16 protein-coding genes and 1 other annotated feature are annotated in these 15,568 nt (G+C 30.1%); of the genes, 8 read left to right on the forward strand and 8 right to left on the reverse strand.

Going from position 1 to position 15,568, the window contains the following annotated elements:
* The first annotated feature begins 108 nt into the window (after positions 1-108).
* Positions 109-1,569: a glutamate--tRNA ligase gene (gene gltX, locus DP68_RS09635; protein ID WP_035308911.1), complete on the forward strand. Its 1,461-nt coding sequence runs from the start codon at positions 109-111 to the stop codon at positions 1,567-1,569.
* A gap of 34 nt (positions 1,570-1,603) precedes the next feature.
* Here gltX and DP68_RS09640 read toward each other — a convergent pair whose 3' ends face one another.
* Positions 1,604-2,272, reverse strand: a complete 669-nt coding sequence (locus DP68_RS09640; protein WP_035308913.1) for a ribonuclease H-like domain-containing protein — start codon at positions 2,270-2,272, stop codon at positions 1,604-1,606.
* Positions 2,273-2,307: 35 nt separating this feature from the next.
* On the reverse strand, positions 2,308-3,042 hold the full coding sequence (locus tag DP68_RS09645; protein WP_035308915.1) for an HAD-IB family hydrolase: 735 nt from the start codon (positions 3,040-3,042) through the stop codon (positions 2,308-2,310).
* A 254-nt stretch (positions 3,043-3,296) separates the two neighbouring features.
* On the opposite strand from DP68_RS09645, the gene DP68_RS09650 reads away from it, so the two are divergent.
* Genes DP68_RS09650 through DP68_RS19225 form a run of 3 tightly spaced genes read left to right on the forward strand, consistent with a single transcriptional unit; the run spans position 3,297 to position 5,454 of the window.
* Positions 3,297-3,563 (forward strand): ferrous iron transport protein A, encoded by a 267-nt coding sequence (locus DP68_RS09650; RefSeq protein ID WP_052085737.1) that lies wholly within the window; start codon positions 3,297-3,299, stop codon positions 3,561-3,563.
* Positions 3,538-5,301, forward strand: a complete 1,764-nt coding sequence (gene feoB / locus DP68_RS09655) for a ferrous iron transport protein B (RefSeq protein WP_035308916.1) — start codon at positions 3,538-3,540, stop codon at positions 5,299-5,301. Before DP68_RS09650 ends, feoB begins: the two co-directional genes overlap by 26 nt.
* A gap of 12 nt (positions 5,302-5,313) precedes the next feature.
* Positions 5,314-5,454, forward strand: a complete 141-nt coding sequence (locus tag DP68_RS19225) for a FeoB-associated Cys-rich membrane protein (protein WP_081957164.1) — start codon at positions 5,314-5,316, stop codon at positions 5,452-5,454.
* A gap of 25 nt (positions 5,455-5,479) precedes the next feature.
* Here the strand turns inward: DP68_RS19225 and DP68_RS09660 are convergent, their stop codons facing one another.
* Complete coding sequence (locus DP68_RS09660; protein WP_035308918.1) at positions 5,480-6,274, reverse strand: ribonuclease H-like domain-containing protein; 795 nt, start codon at positions 6,272-6,274, stop codon at positions 5,480-5,482.
* A gap of 91 nt (positions 6,275-6,365) precedes the next feature.
* Positions 6,366-8,057: an arginine--tRNA ligase gene (argS, locus tag DP68_RS09665; protein WP_035308920.1), complete on the reverse strand. Its 1,692-nt coding sequence runs from the start codon at positions 8,055-8,057 to the stop codon at positions 6,366-6,368.
* An 85-nt stretch (positions 8,058-8,142) separates the two neighbouring features.
* Positions 8,143-8,357: a binding site (T-box leader), on the reverse strand.
* Between the two features lie 259 nt (positions 8,358-8,616).
* Here argS and DP68_RS09670 point away from each other — a divergent pair.
* Entirely contained in the window at positions 8,617-8,973 is a 357-nt protein-coding gene (locus DP68_RS09670; protein WP_035308922.1) for a CidA/LrgA family protein, read from the forward strand.
* A complete protein-coding gene (locus tag DP68_RS09675; protein ID WP_035308923.1) occupies positions 8,966-9,655 on the forward strand; it encodes an LrgB family protein in 690 nt (229 codons plus the stop codon). Before DP68_RS09670 ends, DP68_RS09675 begins: the two co-directional genes overlap by 8 nt.
* 176 nt (positions 9,656-9,831) lie before the next feature.
* On the opposite strand, the gene DP68_RS09680 is transcribed toward DP68_RS09675, so the two are convergent.
* The 4 genes from DP68_RS09680 to DP68_RS09695 all read right to left on the reverse strand — a co-directional run bounded on the left by DP68_RS09680 (position 9,832) and on the right by DP68_RS09695 (position 13,198).
* Positions 9,832-10,296, reverse strand: coding sequence for a hypothetical protein (locus tag DP68_RS09680; protein WP_035308926.1), 465 nt, complete (start codon positions 10,294-10,296; stop codon positions 9,832-9,834).
* Positions 10,297-10,524: 228 nt separating this feature from the next.
* Positions 10,525-11,226: a phosphatase PAP2 family protein gene (locus DP68_RS09685; RefSeq protein ID WP_035308929.1), complete on the reverse strand. Its 702-nt coding sequence runs from the start codon at positions 11,224-11,226 to the stop codon at positions 10,525-10,527.
* Positions 11,227-11,340: 114 nt separating this feature from the next.
* On the reverse strand, positions 11,341-11,982 hold the full coding sequence (locus tag DP68_RS09690) for a TrkA C-terminal domain-containing protein (protein ID WP_035308930.1): 642 nt from the start codon (positions 11,980-11,982) through the stop codon (positions 11,341-11,343).
* A gap of 94 nt (positions 11,983-12,076) precedes the next feature.
* On the reverse strand, positions 12,077-13,198 hold the full coding sequence (locus DP68_RS09695) for an alanine dehydrogenase (RefSeq protein ID WP_035308932.1): 1,122 nt from the start codon (positions 13,196-13,198) through the stop codon (positions 12,077-12,079).
* Positions 13,199-13,439: 241 nt separating this feature from the next.
* On the opposite strand from DP68_RS09695, the gene DP68_RS09700 reads away from it, so the two are divergent.
* Both DP68_RS09700 and ablA read left to right on the forward strand, forming a co-directional pair.
* Positions 13,440-14,237, forward strand: coding sequence for a hypothetical protein (locus tag DP68_RS09700; protein ID WP_035308934.1), 798 nt, complete (start codon positions 13,440-13,442; stop codon positions 14,235-14,237).
* A gap of 16 nt (positions 14,238-14,253) precedes the next feature.
* Positions 14,254-15,534 (forward strand): lysine 2,3-aminomutase, encoded by a 1,281-nt coding sequence (gene ablA, locus DP68_RS09705; RefSeq protein ID WP_291548318.1) that lies wholly within the window; start codon positions 14,254-14,256, stop codon positions 15,532-15,534.
* Positions 15,535-15,568: the final 34 nt, after the last annotated feature.

A 15,568-nucleotide genomic window follows, 5' to 3' on the forward strand; every position in this document is an offset into this window, starting at 1 on the left:
AACCTATCCCTTTCGTCCTTAATCTAAAGGATGAGAGGTTTTTGTTTTACTGAATTTTTAAGTCCTTTTATGGATTAAAATATTTATACAATAGGGAGTTGAAAAACTATGGATGGAAAAAAAGTAAGAACTAGATTTGCTCCAAGTCCAACCGGATACATGCATGTTGGTAACCTTAGAACAGCACTTTATGCCTATCTAATTGCTAAACATGATGGAGGAGATTTTTTATTAAGAGTTGAAGATACGGATCAAGAAAGACAAGTAGAGGGCGCTTTAGAAGTAATTTATAACACATTAAATGTAACAGGTCTTCATCATGATGAAGGTCCAGATGTAGGAGGTCCTGTAGGTCCTTACATTCAAAGTGAAAGAAAGCCTATTTACATGGAATATGCTAAAAAGCTTATAGATAAAGGCGATGCTTATTACTGCTTCTGTGACAAAGAAAGAATTGATATGCTTCGACAAAATTCAGAAGCTTTAAATAGACCTTTTAAATATGACAAACATTGTCTTCACCTATCAAAGGAAGAAATAGATGAAAAGATAAAGTCCGGTGTTCCATTTGTTATAAGACAAAATAATCCTTCTACTGGAACTACTACTTTTGAAGATGAGCTTTACGGAAAGGTTACAGTAGAAAATAATGAACTTGATGATATGATACTTTTGAAATCTGATGGTTTCCCAACTTATAACTTTGCTAACGTAGTAGATGATCATCTTATGAATATAACTCATGTAGTTAGAGGTACAGAATATTTATCTTCTTCTCCAAAATATAATCGTTTATATGATGCTTTTGGCTGGAATGTACCAAAATATATTCACTGTCCTCCAATAATGAGAGATGCTCACAATAAATTAAGTAAAAGAAAAGGTGATGCTTCCTTTGAAGATTTACTTGAATTAGGATTTTTAAAGGATGCTATATTAAACTATATAGCTTTACTTGGATGGAACCCAGGAACTACTCAAGAAATATTTAATTTAGAAGAACTTATAGAAAAGTTCGACTTCACTCACATAAATAAGGCACCTGCAATATTTGATATTGTAAAACTTAGATGGATGAATTCAGAATATATAAAAATGCTTCCTGTAGAAGAATTCCATAAGATGGCTCTTCCATATTACAATCAAGTTATTAAAAAAGACTTAGATTTAATGAAACTTAGTGAACTTTTACACACTAGAACAGAAGTATTAAGTGAAATACCTGGACAAATTGATTTCTTTGAAGAAATGCCTGATTATTCTCCAGAATTATATATTCATAAAAAGATGAAAACTAATTATGAAAATTCCCTAGTAAGTCTTGAAAAAGCCCTTCCTATATTAGAAGGACTAGAAAACTGGGATTTAACTTCTATTCATGATTCCATGATGGATTTAGTTAAGCAATTAGAAGTTAAAAATGGAGTAGTTCTTTGGCCAATTAGAACTGCAGTTTCAGGAAAACAATTTACTCCTGGTGGAGCTTTTGAAATAGCTGAAATACTTGGCAAAGAAGAATCATTAAGAAGAATCAGAATAGGAATAGAAAAGTTAAAAGAAGTTCAATAAAATAAAAAGTCTCCTTGATTTTTAAGGAGACTTTTTACTCTTTAGGGGAAACTTCGCTAGACACATACTTTTCCCAAGTAATATACATATAAAATAAGCTTACTACGTCCTGCTCATTATAAAGAAGTATCTTTTCCTTCTTCTCAGTTGGCATTCGATTTATATACTCTCTATCCTTTATTACCTTTCCAAAGGTTTTGGCAAGGTTTTGACCGCTTATAAGCTCACTTTCTCTTTCTATCTCAAATTCCTTTTCTAATGCCTTAAGACCTATATTTACACCTTTGCACTTTTCATATTCCTTTTGCAAATCTATATGAGTAAAATATTCTTCTAAATTAAGATTCAATTTATATTTATTCATGAGATAATTTATTACAGTAAAATCGTTATTTCCTGAAAAAGTAACAATATATCTCTTCCCTTTATTTTCATATAAATTTACAAAATATTTTTTAGCTAGTCTTAAAATTTCTAAGGAGTCAGCTTTATTTTCTATCATATATTGAGTAGTTTTTAAAACCTGCTTCTCTTCATCATAATAACTGCATCCAAACACTCCTATACATATAGGTTTTTTATATACATAATGCTCTAAGTCAAAAAATACTGCTTTTTTAAATATCGATTCCTTTGTATTTATTTTTAAAGCCATATCTTCATTTATTTCTTCAACCTTTTGTGTATTTTCCCTTACAATCATAAACTCCACTCTTTCTAGATTATTTATCTTAACTTCTACATATTTAATATATCTAAACAATCAGTACTTAAGTTATAAACACTGTCTTTTCTTTCAACTATTATCTTTATTTTGTTTTTTACCTCTTCATCACTCATAACCTTTTTTAATAGTTCTTTAGTTGGATTTACACAAATGGGATACCTTATCATTTGAAACATAGAAAAGTCTCCAGCTGTATCTCCATAGGCATAACTTGCATTTAAGTCTATATTATAAAGATCTTTCAGCTCATTTATCGCTCTTTTTTTATTTACGCTGTCCCACATAGGTATAACTTCTCCAGTATATATTCCCTCTTCATTTAACTTATAAATTGTGCCTCTATAATCATCAAATCCATGTTTAACGCTCATTTCCTTAACAAGTTCAATAGGACTTCCCGAAACCGTTACAACCACATGCCCTTGGCTTCTATGCCATTTTATTCTGTCACGAGTAAAAGTGTATACTCTATCTCCCTTTTGTTCTATTACATTTTTAGCTATATATTCTACTTGATATTTAGGAAGACCTTTTACTGCTTCTATATAAATACTAGCCATTTTCAATAAATAATCATCATAATTTCCTTCTCTTTTATCCCACTTTACGTATTCAGGCTTTACTTCTTTGTACCATCTATCTTGAGATATTATTTCATATTTTATAAGCTTTTTAAATAATTCCGTAATTAACCCTTCTCTATAAAGAGTACCATCTATATCAAAAAACGCTGCTACCTTCTTCATATTCATACCTCCCTGCAATTATTATTTTAATTATTATAGATAAGTTATTTTCACTAAAAAAGTATATATTTCCAATTTACTTTTTATTATACCCTTTACTAAAGTATTTGTAAAATATATAGCTTTTAATACTTAAATACAGATTTATTTTTATTTAATACCTCTGTCAAGCTAAAATTTATATTGACATTCCCTGCCTATGGTGGTATATTAATATTGAGAATGATAATAATTATCAACGAGGAGTGGATAATATGTGTATTATAGATTTAAAACCTGGAGAAAAGGCTTGTATAGAAAATGTTTTTGGAAATGAAAAATTAGCAAAACGTCTTTTATCCTTAGGCTGCATCGCAGGAACAGAAGTTTGTTTAAAAAACAAGGCGCCCTTTGGTGATCCTATAATTATAAATTTTAGAGGTTTTGATTTAGCAATAAGAAAAAATGATGCAAAAAATATACTTGTAAGAGGAATAGAATATAAGGAGGCAGTTTATGACAAATGCAGCATTGTTGGGTAATCCTAACGTAGGCAAGACTTCTCTCTTTAACGCACTAACTGGTTCCAATCAGTACGTAGGAAATTGGCCTGGAGTAACGGTTGAGAAAAAAGAGGGTTATTTAGATTCTAATGTTAAAATAGTAGATCTTCCTGGTATATATGCCATGGATACCTATTCTAATGAGGAAAAAGTATCAAAGGAATTTCTTTTAAATGGCGATGTGGATGTAATCTTAAACATTGTAGATGCTTCTAATTTACAAAGGAACTTATATCTTACCCTTCAATTAAAAGAATTTAATAAGCCTATTGTATTGATATTAAATATGGTAGATATAATCAACGAAAGAGGAATAAAAATAAATTATGATGCTTTAGGTAAAGCATTAGGCGTACAAGTAATTCCAATATCAGCTTCTAAAAATATAGGTATAGATGAGTTGAAATTGCTGCTAAAAAGCGGTACTTTTTTTAGAGACAGCAATGATAATGATTATCAGTTTCAGAATGAATCTCAAGCTTATGCTTTTATTGATGAAGTGCTAGATAAAGTAACAGTATCTCCTGAAAATAATAATAAAAATATTGGTAAAGCTATAGATAAGATTGTTTTAAATAAATTCTTAGCTTATCCTATTTTCTTAGGACTATTATATTTAATATTTGAATTCACATTTACTTGGGTAGGAAATCCCCTAGCTGATGTTCTAGATGGTCTTTTAAATGATAAATTTGTACCATTTGTAGAAATGGTACTTTCCAGTACAAGCCCTTGGTTCCAATCATTAATAATTGATGGAATAATTGGCGGTGTTGGTTCAGTAATAGTGTTCTTGCCAGTTATACTTGCTCTTTTCCTAGGAATTTCTTTCTTAGAAGACAGCGGATATATGGCTCGTGCAGCTTTTATAATGGACAAATTCATGAGAAGCATGGGACTTTCAGGAAAGGCATTTATTCCTCTTATAGTTGGCTTTGGATGCTCAGTTCCTGCAATAATGACAGCTAGAACATTAGAAAGTGAAAAGGATAGAAAACTTACAGCACTAATAGTTCCACTTATGTCCTGTAACGCAAGACTTCCTGTATACGGTCTCTTTGCCGCAGCATTTTTCCCTGGACATGAAAGCTTATTGGTATTTTCCTTATATCTTCTAGGCATATTTATAGCTTTTATTATAGGTATAATATTTAAAAATACATTATTTAAAAAAGATGAAGAGCCATTTATACTTGAATTACCTGAGTATAAACTACCTACACTTAAAAACCTAGCTCTTCATACTTGGGATAAAGGAAAGGGATTTTTAAGAAAAGCTGGTACTATAATATTTTCAATATCAATTATAGTTTGGATATTATCTAATTTTAACATGCAAGGTATGACTGATATGAATAACAGTTTACTTGCTTCTATTGGTAAGTTTATAAGCCCTATTTTTAGCCCTCTAGGCTTTGGAAACTGGGAAGCTTCAGTTTCACTTCTTACAGGCTTTATGGCTAAAGAAGTTATAATTGGTTCCATGGGAGTAATATATGGTGGAGACTTAATGAGTATACTTCCTCAGCACTTTAACTTTGTAACTGCTTATACATTTTTAGTATTTGTTCTTCTTTACACTCCATGTGTTTCAGTTATAGCTACAATGAAGAAAGAATACGGAAATAAAATGGCTATCTTCTCCATGGTATATCAATTTGTTTTAGCTTGGATTATATCTTTTATAACATATCAGATTCTAAATGTTATATTTTAGGTGGTGAAAAGCATGATTATTCAATATATCATTACAGCAGCAATTGTCGGCTCTGCTGTATATATACTTTATAAAAATATAAAAAATAAAGGTCAAGGAAAGTGCGACTGCGGTAGTTGCTCTTCCCACTGTCCTAGTTACAAAAAGAAGTAATAGTGAAATTTCACTATTACTTCTTTTAATAACTATTTTTTATTATTGTCATCAATTCTTCTATATCTATATTTCCCCTTAGCAAGCAGTCAATAACCTTGCCTGCAGACTTTTTAGATATCTTTTCTACATCACAGGGAATTTCAATATTGCTTTTTTTAATCAAATACTGGAGATACTTGTACTGCTTTTCTGTTATAATATCATCTCTTCTTAAATCATCTTCATCAATCTTGGACACAATTTCAAACAGCTTGGGCAAATTCAGTACATCTTCAAAATTATGAAGCATGATCGTTTCTTTTAACTCTTCTCCACGTTCTTGTAAGTATTTATAATATAGATCGATGCTTATTCCACCATCAATTAAATCTTTCCTTTGTATACCTATAAATTTTTCAACAGTTTTTAAATTACATCTCTCTATACCAAGCTTTTTATAGTAAGGTCGTATCATTCTATATAAATCCACATGGTTATCAGGCATTATACAATTTATATTATGTTTTGTAAGCTTTATCTTAATAAATGGTTCATCAAATGCTTTTCCATTATAGGAACACCATGTATTAAAACCTTCAATGTCTTTTTTAAATTGCATTAGTATATCTCTTTCTTCTTGCAAGTTTTCTGCAAAGTATTGTTTAACACAAAAGGTACTTTTTTCAGAAAACCATCCTAAAGAAATAAGCATAATGCAATCCTTTTCTTTGTCAAATCCCGTGGTCTCTATATCAAAGTAAGCCATATTTTCCATATCATATTTATAAAATATATCAGGTTTTAGATCAATTGTTTCTTCTCGAGTTCTTATATACATTACTCTCCTCCAAACCAAAGCAACCCTTACTTATACAAATGCATGTAGTACCCTATTCATAAGTTAAGTACTACATGCACAATATTTATACTTACATCTCTTCTACTACATCTATTCCTAAAAGGTTCAATCCATTTTTTATAACTTGGCAAGTAGCTTCTACTAACTTAATTCTTGCAACCTTAGTTTCCTCATCTTCTGCATTCACAATACTATGTGCATTATAGAATTTATTAAATCCTTTAGCTACATCTATAACATATCTTGTAACGATAGATGGTTCTAGTTTATCTATAGAATAAAGTATTGACTCATTGAAAGAGGATAGTGTTTTTGCAAGCTCAAATTCTTCTTTTGAGGATAGTTTTTTATAATTTATGCTTCCTTCTATATTGCCTGCTTTTCTTAATATGCTTTTACCTCTTGCATAACTATATTGAACATATGGTCCTGTTTCTCCATCAAAGCTCAACATTTCTTCCCAGTTAAATACTATATCTCTTTCTCTATTGTTTTTAAGATATGTGAATATAACTGCTCCGATCCCTACCTTCTTAGCCACTTCTTCCTTGTTTGCTAAATCAGGATTTTTTTCTTTTATTACTGCTGTTGTTTTTTCTATTGATTCATTTAGAAGCTCTTCAAGGAATATAACTTCTCCCTTTCTAGTTGAAAGCTTTCTGTCTGCAAATCTTACAAGTCCAAAACCTACATGTTTGCAATAATCTGCCCATTCCTTACCCATAAGTTTTAAAGTCGTAAATACCTGCTTAAAGTGCAGTGATTGTTCAAGTCCTACTACATATATGCTCTTGTCAAAATCATATGCATTTTTTCTATATACAGCTGCTGCAAGGTCACGAGTGGCATATATAGTTGCTCCGTCGGATTTCTTTATTATACATGGAGGCATATTGTAATCTTCAAGCATTACTACCTTTGCTCCATTACTTTCTGTAAGTAGACCGCATTTATCTATTTCTTCTATTACAGCATCCATTTTATCTCCATAGAAACTTTCTCCAGCATAGGAGTCAAATTCTACGTTTAACATTTCATATACTTTATTGAACTCTTTAAGACTTAAATCTCTAAATCTCTTCCAAAGTCTTACTTCTTCTTCTGATCCGTCTTCTAATTTTTTAAAGTGCATTCTTCCTTCTTCTTCTAAAGAAGGATCCTTTTCTGCTTCATCATGGAATTTTACATATATTCTAAGCAGCTCTTTAATAGGTTCTTTTTCTAATGCTTCTTCATCTACCCATCTTTTATAAGCAGAAATAAGCTTTCCAAATTGAGTTCCCCAGTCACCTAAGTGATTGATTCTAGTACAATTATATCCTTCAAAACTCAATATTTTATAAAGAGAATTTCCTATAGATGTACTAAATAAATGTCCTACGTGGAAAGGCTTTGCTATATTTGGAGATGAGTACTCCACTGCTACATTTTTACCTTCACCTGAATTTGTTTTACCATAGTTTTCTTTTTCGCTTAATATTTTTTCTAAGGTATTTTGAGTGAATACAGATTTATCCACAAAGAAGTTTAAGTATGGACCCATAGTTTCTATTCTTTCAAATCCTTCTTTGTTTATATTAGTTTTTAGCTCTTCAGCTATTAAATTTGGTGCCTTTCTAAGTACCTTTGAAAGCTGAAAGCATGGGAATGCATAATCTCCCATTTCTGGTCTAGGTGGAATTTCTATTAATGCTTCTATTTTTTCTTCTGGCATATCTACATGTTCTTTAATTCTTTTTACTAAAGTATTTTTAAAATCCATATATGTACTACCTCCATTTATTATTATTTTTACCACATATATCATTTATTATAATGCTATATCACAAAAACCCGTCCTGTAAAAAAACAGAGACGGGTAAATTCCGCGGTACCACTCTAATTGACTAATGTCCACTCCAAATTTTAACGCAAACTTGCGATTTATCTTACTTTCATAAGTACTGATTTTAGATAAACTTCTCCAAGGCTCTCTTCCTTTTTACTTTCTTGTAGACTCTCACCATACTCTACTCGCTTTAAAGAACTTTATAAAAAGTACTTTCCTTTTCATAGAATTTATATTATTTCCTTTTAAGTTACATTTTATTATATTATCATTTTTCTTATATTGTCAATATCATATATTATAATTTATCTATAAAAAGTAAACAACTGCACAAGTATGCTCATAATTATAATTACATTCCTTTTTATTAAAAAAACACCATAACCTTAGCTCATAATTTGATATTTTTTATAAAAATATAGTTTTTTATGTAGAAAAGTACTAAAATAAAGATTGTACATTTAATATAATTCTTAAAGAAAGAGGTGTTCTAGTGAAACTTTTAAGACAATTAGCTATTATTCTTATAATAGGCTATTTGGGAGAACTAATACATACCGTTTTTCATTTGACAATCCCAGGAAATGTTATAGGTATGTCAATTTTATTTGCCTGTCTTTATAAAGGCATTATAAAATTGACTATGATTGATAAAATCACAGCTTTTTTATTGGACCATTTAGCCTTCTTTTTTATACCTGCCGGAGTAGGTATACTTACTTGCTTACCTTTATTAAAAAACAAATGGATAAGCTTTATTACAATTTGTCTTATAACAACTGTACTAATTATAGTTGTTACAGGTTGGACTATCCAATTGTATATAAGGAGGATTGAGAAAAATGACTGAACTTTTAAACTCCCCTATGACTGGAGTGCTCATATCATTACTATGCTTTGAACTGGGCTTATATATATATCATAAGACTAAAATACCATTTTTTAATCCATTATTAATAGCAATTATTTTAGTTATATTTATAATTAAACTTTTTAATATTAGTTTAGATTCCTTTAATATCGGAGGTAACCTCATAAGCTTCTTTTTAGGACCTGCAACAGTCGTACTTGCAGTACCACTATATCATAAACTTGATCTTATTAAAAAGTACTTTGCTCCCATACTTTTAGGAGTAACAGTTGGGTCAATTACAGCAATGTTTAGCATATATTATATATCTAAATTATTTGGTCTTAACGATGAGCTTACATTTTCCTTAGTTCCTAAATCTATAACAACACCTATTGGGATAGAGGTTTCCAAGGTAATAGGAGGAATCCCTGCTATTACTGTAGCCGCTATTATACTTACAGGTATTATAGGCGCAGTTATCTCTCCTTTAGTTTGTAAAGTATTTAAAATAAAAAATGAAATTGCTATAGGAATATCTATAGGTACAGCAGCTCATGCTATAGGTACTACTAAAGCAATTGAGATGGGAGAAACAGAAGGGGCAATGTCAAGCCTTGCTATAGGAATTGCTGGTATAATAACCTCTGTTCTGGCTCCAATCTTAATTAGTATGTTGTAGATAATTGAAACATTTTTAATGGGGAATGTTTCGTATGGAATTCCCCATTAAAAATGTATTTATTTCAATAATTTAGCACATAAAAATCTTTTATGGCGATAGCCTAATATCGTCAAGTTAATATTTACAAAAGCAATCAATACATTCAATAAATCAAATAACAACTCTAACATATTTTAATTCTTTACTTCTATTTTAAATGAAAATGAAGAAGTGTGTGTTTCGTCCCATTGGCCGTTAATTTCATAAACATATATCCCTGTTTCATTAGGTGCATAAAAAAATCCTTCTTTTGTTCCTTTCAATGTTTTTTCAGAAATAATTTTCCCATTTCTCCAAAGAATAAGTGAAATGTTTTTTGGTTTTAAAAAAACATCAAATCTAAAAAATACTTTTCCATTGGATTCTATGATAACAGGCTGAATATTTTTTACACCCTCTTCAGGAGGTAATCCTAGAATACTATTTCCACCTTTACTTTTATTAAACCATGCATATGTAGATGGAACAACTTTGATTTCTAAATTATTATATTTTATTAATGGAATAGGTACCTTCCTTGACAAATTAAAAGTCTCGAAACATAAAATTGAAATTGCTAAAACAAAAGTCATCCCTAAAATCATCAACAATTTTTTCAATATTTAAACCTTCTTCTCATATAAATTTCATTAAGTTAGTAAATATGAGTGATATTTTTAATGTTGAATATATAGTATGGGATTTGCATTGTAGAAAGAATTAGAGCTTCTTTGCCCAGTGAACGATTGCATGATTTATAGAAATCTCTGATTCCGTTATAAATCAGCACATCTCAGGATACTGAGATGTTTCATTAATTATGCAAATTCTATACGACCCGTTCAACATTAAAAACGCCTAGCATTTTTCTTATAATATGAATATCTATGAAAAATTATGTTTAACGCTGACCAAAAGGCACCAGCTGACCATCCTGCTAGTACATCACTTAAATAATGTACTCTTAAATACACTCTGCTTAATCCTATAGCTATAGCTAGTATTATTAATAAAGTCGCAAAAAAACATCTTATGGTCATACCTTTTAGATGAATCAATATAAGATAAGAAGCTATTATTGCCAGTGTCATAAAAATCATAGCATGTCCACTTGGCAAACTATACCCATGCACTTCTATAATTCTTATATCTGGCCTATTTCTTTTAAAAAATGCTTTTAAAGCCTCATTTAAAAGCCATACCCCTAAAATATTCAAGGATAAAAATGCTGCCTCACTTTTAAGTTTTTTATAAATTAAGAATGAAGCTCCTAAAAGTGTGAGTATTATTACACCTGAAGAATTTCCAAGTGTAGTTATGCTGTATACTATCTTACTTAGCAAAGGTGTCTCTATAGATTTTACAAAGTTTATAGCTACCTTATCTATAGCATAATTACCTCCATTTTCAAAATAATCTTCTATTATACTTAAAAATGCAAATAAAGATATAAATGATACTAAAACTCCCAAAACCAAGTACTTCCACCTTTCATCATGTTTCTTATATGTAGAAAGTGAATGCTTAAATCTTATAAAAAAACTTTTCAATTGCTTTCCCCCCCAAATTATTCTATAACTATAATACAAAAAATGCCATGTTCTTACAACATGACATTTAAAATTTCTCATCATATAATTTTCAGCGGTTTATAAAATACTTCATTAACTCTCTACTTCTGAATATGCATTGTATATAAAATCATATACCTTATCATATACATTAGTTGTGCCTATAACCACTATTATATCCTCGTCTTTAAATACATAGTCAGGCCCTGGGGATACTACTATTTTCCCATTTCTTCTGTAAGCTAATAAAGTAGCACCAGTAGCTTGCCAAAATCTTAATTCGTTTATTTTCTTATTTAATACTTTACAGTCCCCTTTTATTTCAACCTCAATAAGAGTAAATGGGGTTATATTTTTAAATCTATCAACAAAATCTAACACTTTTTCAAAATTCACTTCTATTTCTTCATCTAATTTTCTTTTTTTATCTATAAGGTCAAATATATTTTCTTTAACAGTTGCTAAATACTCAGTATCCTTATTTTTTTCTATAAACTTTTCGGCTGCTTGGATTGACATTATTTCTACACCACTGCCCTTTGTAGATAAAACAACATTCATGTCTTCCAATAATGCTATTGCTCTTCTTATAGTTTCTGGAGATACATTGTACATACTAGCCAGCGTTGATCTTCCGCTTATCTTTTCAGTAGCTTTAAGTTCTCCAAGTACTATTTTATTTGCTATGTCTAGAGCTATATTTTTATATACCGCTCCACCATGTGGATTTTTCATCTATATTCCTCCAATTTTCATTAGAAATGCTTTTTTACATGATTTCATTATAAATCAGTACATCAAATATAATATATCAAAACCCACCAAATTTCTAGTGCTTTTCACATTTTTCAAAGTATTCTATAGTTCCTCTATAGATTGCTCTTACAAAATAATCATCACTATCTTCATTAAATTCTTCTCTACTTAATCTTATAAGCTTTTGAATTATAGGAAATAACTGAATTCCATAAAGCTTCATACACTCTTCTGGCTTTATTCCTGGCCATGCATTGCAGCTTACAACTGTTCTTCTAATCGAATTATTTACTCCTTCAGGAATGTTTTTATATACTTCATCATTTTCATATATAACTGGTTTATCTAGTGTTCCTGTAGGTATTCCCTCTATAGCTTTTACCTGAATAGGATTTATATCAGTCAAATATGGATCAGCAGTTAAATCTAGTATAACAGCATGAGGCTTTAAATATCCTATAAGTTCATTATTTATGATATATTGCGAAGGATTATCTCTAGTTGATGCATCAACCAATATATCTGTGTTCTTAAGTATCTTAATAAGCTCTTCTCTATCATTCGTTATACTTCTAGGAAGCATATTTACTATTACTCCCTTAGTATTTAGCTTGTTCATCTTTTTATTCAGCTCTATGCTACCATACTTTCCTGCTGCCTTTGCTGCATAAAGCCCTACCATTCCCATACCTATTATAGATACATTTATGCACTCTCTATCTGGATAATAAAAATTTGGCATTATCTTTGATAATTCATTAAAGGCCATTTCTACACCATTTCCAGAAGTACCATTATAATTTACTACTATTCTTTCTAAAAAGTCATTTCGCAAGGAGTCCATTGAAATTCCAAATATATTTTTCTCCTTAAGCTTTCTTACCCTAGTATCTCTAGTAGGATAATGAAGCATACTTACTAATGTTGAATTGTCATTCATAATATCTATTTCTTTAAACTCTGGGGATCTTAAAACCACTACTATATCCTTTTTATAACATTCCTCATTACTTACAAATCTTATATTTGGATTTACTTTTAAGTATTCCTCTTCTGTTATTCCCATTTTACTGCCATACTCTTCTTCTAAATAAAATATGCATTCTTCATTTTTTAACATATTAAAAAATTCTGGTAAGAAATCTCTTTTTTCGTTTTCTTCTTTATGCATTCTTGGAAATCCTAAAGTTATCATATTTATCACCCTTTTCAAAATTTTTTAAAAATATGCACTGAAATTTTTTGACAACCTAACACTTGTATTATATAATTAAGTTGTTAATATATACAACTTAATTATACTTGCCAAGTTGTAATTTTTCAATACATTTATTTACATATTGGGAATTTATCTTATATATTTTTTTGAATTTTGTGTAAATTATTCTAAGAATAAATAATTGTAAATCAATAATTAATATAGAGGGGGTTTTTTTATGAGTTACATAAAAGACTTTTTTAAAAAAGACGGATTTGATTTCGCCTTATCCATAGACTCAGAAGGGACAAACTTCGATAAAAACTTAGAAAATAACGTTAAACACTTAGAAAGATTACTTAAGTTAAATACAGATAATGATGTATACACCATTCTTTTTATCACACCTTATTTTGCAGACATGCTGCATAAACTTAACTTAGTCCAGGTAATAAAAAAATACAAAGTAATTTTTGGTCTTCATATTCATCCAGATAATTTACCTGAAGAAATAAGTATGAACTGTCCATTTTTAAAAGAAAATGAGGAACTTTTAGCTTCATACAATTATGAAGAACAAAAAACTTTAATAAAATTATGTTTAGACTACTTACATTCTAAAGAAATTGCTCCTATTGAAATATTTAGAGGTGGTTATTTCTCAATGGATGATAATACCGCTAAAGCATTAATAGAAGTAACAGATATAAAATACGAATCTCACAATATTTATCGCAGTCAATATAACATTACTGAAAATCTTTTAACACCTATTCCTGTTTACGCCTACGATGATGCTGAAGAGCTTAGGCTGGAGTACTTTAACTCAGAAAAATTAAGTGAGCTTTTAGTGGATGCTATGGAAAATAATAAAAAAACCTTGGCTATTACTCATAGCTATCTTCTAGATCCTGAAGATTTTCATTATAAGAGGGATAATATATCTCCAGATATATATACTCGTCTAAATAATTTATTAAAAATGATAAAGATTTACAAACAAACTATAGAACCAATTGAAAGTTCAGAATTTTAAAAGGAGGATGAATTGCATGATAAATTATAAAGATATAGAGTTATGGAAAGATGTAACAGAAGAACAGTGGAATGATTGGAAATGGCAAGTAAAAAATAGAATCACCTCAGTAGAGCAATTAAAAAAGGTTATAAATATTCTTCCTGAAGAAGAAAACGCTATAGATAAGTGCTTAAAAACTTTGAGAATGGGGATATCCCCTTACTATGCAACTTTAATAAACCCAAATGATCCTCAAGATCCTGTGAGAAAACAAGCTGTACCTACAATACACGAGTTAAATTTTTCAACAGCTGATATGAATGATCCACTTCATGAGGATGCTTCTTCACCAGTGCCAGGGCTTACTCATGCTTATCCAGATAGAGTATTACTTTTAGTAACAGATATGTGTTCTATGTATTGCAGACACTGCACAAGAAGACGATTCGCAGGACATAAGGATGATTCCATGCCTCAAGATAGAATAGATAAAGCTATAGAATATATAAGAAATACTCCAGTGGTTAGAGATGTGTTACTTTCCGGCGGAGATGCTCTTATGATAAGTGATGAAAAACTTGAATATATAATAAAGAAGCTTAGAGAAATTCCTCATGTAGAAATCATAAGACTTGGTACAAGGACGCCTGTAGTTAATCCCATGAGAATCACCGATGATTTGGTTAACATGCTAAAGAAATATCATCCAATTTGGATTAATACCCACTTTAATCATCCAAATGAAATAACAAAAGATTCAATAGAAGCCTGTGAAAAGCTAGCTAATGTTGGCATTCCTTTAGGAAATCAAACAGTACTTTTAAGAGGCATAAATGATTGTATCCATATCCAAAAGGACTTAGTTCATAAACTTGTAAAAATGAGAGTTAGACCTTATTATCTTTATCAATGCGACTTATCTCAAGGTATAGAACATTTTAGAACTAAAGTTTCTAAAGGGATAGAAATTATCGAAGGGTTACGCGGTCATACCTCTGGCTACGCTGTTCCTACATTTGTTGTAGATGCTCCAGGGGGTGGAGGTAAAATACCTGTAATGCCTCAATACTTAATAAGTCAATCACCAAATAAAATTGTGCTTAGAAATTATGAAGGCGTTATAACTACTTATACTGAGCCAAAACATTCAGAAGACTCTACCTGTCATTGTCCTGTATGTAGTACTTCTGAAGAAACAACTACTGATACCGGAGTATCTTCTTTATTCCATGGAAAGAAAATTAATTTAGAACCTAAATCCTTGGATAGAAAAAAGAGAATTACTGAATATAAAAAACACTCTCACCATAATTAAGCAAAAAGCTCTATCCTTTGAAAGATAGAGCTTT

It is taken from the genome of Clostridium sp. HMP27 (genome assembly GCF_000765165.1).
GTDB lineage: Bacteria > Bacillota > Clostridia > Clostridiales > Clostridiaceae > Clostridium_AK.

Coding starts and splice junctions, on each gene's coding strand:
- gltX (WP_035308911.1), top strand. CDS start 109: ATGGATGGAAAAAAAGTAAGAACTAGATTTGCTCCAAGTCCAACCGGA.
- DP68_RS09640 (WP_035308913.1), bottom strand. CDS start 2,272: ATGATTGTAAGGGAAAATACACAAAAGGTTGAAGAAATAAATGAAGAT.
- DP68_RS09645 (WP_035308915.1), bottom strand. CDS start 3,042: ATGAAGAAGGTAGCAGCGTTTTTTGATATAGATGGTACTCTTTATAGA.
- DP68_RS09650 (WP_052085737.1), top strand. CDS start 3,297: ATGTGTATTATAGATTTAAAACCTGGAGAAAAGGCTTGTATAGAAAAT.
- feoB (WP_035308916.1), top strand. CDS start 3,538: ATGACAAATGCAGCATTGTTGGGTAATCCTAACGTAGGCAAGACTTCT.
- DP68_RS19225 (WP_081957164.1), top strand. CDS start 5,314: ATGATTATTCAATATATCATTACAGCAGCAATTGTCGGCTCTGCTGTA.
- DP68_RS09660 (WP_035308918.1), bottom strand. CDS start 6,274: ATGTATATAAGAACTCGAGAAGAAACAATTGATCTAAAACCTGATATA.
- argS (WP_035308920.1), bottom strand. CDS start 8,057: ATGGATTTTAAAAATACTTTAGTAAAAAGAATTAAAGAACATGTAGAT.
- DP68_RS09675 (WP_035308923.1), top strand. CDS start 8,966: ATGACTGAACTTTTAAACTCCCCTATGACTGGAGTGCTCATATCATTA.
- DP68_RS09690 (WP_035308930.1), bottom strand. CDS start 11,982: ATGAAAAATCCACATGGTGGAGCGGTATATAAAAATATAGCTCTAGAC.
- DP68_RS09695 (WP_035308932.1), bottom strand. CDS start 13,198: ATGATAACTTTAGGATTTCCAAGAATGCATAAAGAAGAAAACGAAAAA.
- DP68_RS09700 (WP_035308934.1), top strand. CDS start 13,440: ATGAGTTACATAAAAGACTTTTTTAAAAAAGACGGATTTGATTTCGCC.
- ablA (WP_291548318.1), top strand. CDS start 14,254: ATGATAAATTATAAAGATATAGAGTTATGGAAAGATGTAACAGAAGAA.